Below are 2,893 nucleotides of genomic sequence, written 5' to 3' on the forward strand. Positions count from 1 at the left end.
TAAAATTTTAAGCGTGGCAATTGCAACAGGCAAGCCCACAGTTTTTGCCATGGCCGTAAAAGTTTGGTCATCACCTTTGATGACCATATTGGAGTCAATCTGATATTTTTTGCCGTTTAGTTCATAGCCAAATTTGTGGTACATCACAATCATATCTTTATCTTCGGGTTCCAACATCCATTTGTCCATCAGGATTTTTTGAAGGCATTCAGCTGGTGTGGCATTTTTAAGTCCTATTGTTTTATTGGGGTTGAAAATATCGAGTTCGACCAGCTTGTCCCACATCAAATCGTCCTGATCGATCTTAAGACTGTGACGCAGTTTCAGCTCTACGGCATCGGTGGGTGAATAGGGAAGAAATAAATTTACAAACTCCCGGTAACTCATATTCTCAGTATCCTGAAGCCGGTATGAATCATCGGTCATTCCCAATTGCACAAACATGTTCCAGGCTTTGCTAAAACCAACCCTGCGAATGGTTCCCCTGTACAGGGTAAGGATGTCTTCCAAACCATAAATTTCTCTGTATTTCAATGAATTTCTGTTGGCATAGCCTTCAAAACGTCCATGACCATTAATATCTAAAAACTCTGTTCTTCTGAAAAGCCTGTGGTAAGGGATGTATTTATATTTGCCTTCCTGAATAAATTCGGCTGCACCGCCTTGTCCGGCTAACACGACGTTTCTGGGGTTCCATGTGAATTTGTAATTCCAAAGGTTAGTGTCGCTTTCAGGTGCAACCAAACCCCCGCAAAACGATTCAAAGAGCAACATCTTCCCTCCTTTTTTTCGAATGCGATCAATGACTTGCATGGCACTCATATGATCAATGCCCGGGTCGAGACCAATTTCATTCATAAACACCAGTTCTTTGGATTTTACTTTGGAATCCAAATTAAGCATTTCATCACTGATATAAGAAGCTGTAACCATGTTTTTACCAAATTCAAGGCAGTCTTTGGCTACTTCAATATGATAGCGTGCCGGGAGCATTGAAATCACTATATCGGCCTGTTCAATTGCTTCTCTGCGTTGCTTGTCATGAAACACATCCAGTACCACCGCTTTAGCATTGGGATGGTTATTTAAAAGTGTATTAGCTGTCTTGATATTGACATCGCCAATGGTCAAAAACAAGCGTTCTTTTTCTGATTTATCAAGCAGGTATTTGATCAAGCTACTTGCCGAACGGCCGGCACCAATTATTAATATATTCCTCATTCTATTTTTGTAAATTTGCATTAAGTTTCATCAGGTTACGAATGTACTAAATTGTGAACGTTTCAAAAAAAGAAGTATGCATAAAAAAATAGTTATTTCAGGAGTGATTTTTGCTATGCTCGCTGTGGTCTTGGGTGCCTTTGGAGCCCATGGGTTGAAATCCCTATTGACAATTGAAGCATTAGCCACTTTTGAAGTAGGTGTTCGGTATCAAATGTATCATGCTCTTGCATTGATTTTTATTGGCCTTTCAGGAAAACTCCCCGACACAACTACTCACACCACAGCATTACTTTTTACACTTGGAATTCTTTTATTCAGCGGTTCAATCTATTTGCTTTCCCTTCAAGAAGCTTTGGTGTTTAATGCTTCCGGAATTGGCTTTATCACTCCATTAGGAGGTGCTTGTTTTATCTTTGGCTGGTGTTATTTTTTATGGAAAATTATTACGTTAAAATCGATATAAATCTTCATTGTTTAGGGGTTTTCTCAGTAAATATTTTATACTTTTGTAATCCACAACAAACATCTAAATAAAAGTTATGGTCAATAGTAACCAAGCAACTAAAACGATTTCGCTGGAAAACTACGGAATCAAAAACGCAAAAGTTAACTACCAACTCACTCCTGACGAACTCCACAAAATCTCCATCGAAAAAGGCCAAGGCGTTGAAGCAAATTCAGGCGCACTGGCAGTCAACACCGGTGAGTTTACCGGGCGTTCACCAAAAGACAGGTTTATTGTAAAAGATGACATCACCCGTGATAAAGTTTGGTGGGGAAACATCAATATTCCTTTTCCCACAGATATGTTTGATAAATTGTATGACAAAGTCACAGATTATTTATCTGAAAAGGAAGTATTTGTGAGGGACAGCTATGCCTGTGCTCACGATGATTTGAGATTGAACATTCGTGTGGTCAATGAATACCCCTGGTCCAATTTGTTTGCCTATAATATGTTTCTTCGTCCTGAAGAAAATGAACTCCCGGGCTTTTCACCAGACTGGCTGGTCATCAATGCCCCCGGTTTTATGGCAGACCCCGATGTTGACGGCACCCGTCAACACAATTTTGCCATTTTAAACTTTACTAAAAAAATTGCCTTAATAGGTGGAACGGGATATACCGGTGAAATCAAAAAAGGGATTTTCTCTGCCTTGAATTTCATTCTTCCTGTTGACAAAAATACCTTGCCGATGCATTGCTCAGCCAATGTGGGTGAAGATGGTGAAACTGCCATTTTCTTTGGCCTTTCCGGTACCGGAAAAACAACCCTTTCTGCAGATCCCAACAGAAAACTCATTGGTGATGATGAGCATGGATGGACTGAAGACAATAAGATTTTTAACTTTGAAGGCGGCTGTTATGCCAAGGTCATCAACCTTACTGAAGAGCAAGAACCGGATATCTTCAGAGCTATTAAAAGAGGAGCTATTCTAGAGAATGTGATTATGGACAAAGGGGGTGAGGTTGATTTTAAAGACATTACGATCACACAAAACACGCGAGTGAGTTATCCCATTTATCACATTGACAATATTCAAACACCATCTATTGCTGAAAACCCAAAAAACATCTTTTTCCTTACAGCAGATGCCTTTGGAGTGTTGCCTCCCATCTCAAAATTAACACCGGGACAAGCAGCTTATCACTTTATTAGTGGTTATAC

The 2,893-nt window shown here is 39.8% G+C and carries 3 protein-coding genes; 2 read left to right on the forward strand and 1 reads right to left on the reverse strand.

Annotated elements, in window-relative coordinates; translation table 11 throughout:
- Positions 1 to 1,221, reverse strand: a 1,221-nt coding sequence (locus AACY61_RS11665) for a saccharopine dehydrogenase family protein (protein WP_339611756.1), incomplete at its 3' end; no start/stop codon positions are given.
- Between the two features lie 76 nt (positions 1,222 to 1,297).
- Here AACY61_RS11665 and AACY61_RS11670 point away from each other — a divergent pair.
- Both AACY61_RS11670 and AACY61_RS11675 read left to right on the forward strand, forming a co-directional pair.
- Positions 1,298 to 1,687, forward strand: a complete 390-nt coding sequence (locus AACY61_RS11670) for a DUF423 domain-containing protein (RefSeq protein ID WP_339611758.1) — start codon at positions 1,298 to 1,300, stop codon at positions 1,685 to 1,687.
- 76 nt (positions 1,688 to 1,763) lie between these two features.
- Positions 1,764 to 2,893 (forward strand): phosphoenolpyruvate carboxykinase (ATP) (locus AACY61_RS11675; protein ID WP_339611759.1); only part of this gene is annotated, 1,130 nt, incomplete at its 3' end.

The organism is uncultured Planktosalinus sp. (assembly GCF_963973675.1).
Taxonomy (GTDB): domain Bacteria; phylum Bacteroidota; class Bacteroidia; order Flavobacteriales; family Flavobacteriaceae; genus Planktosalinus.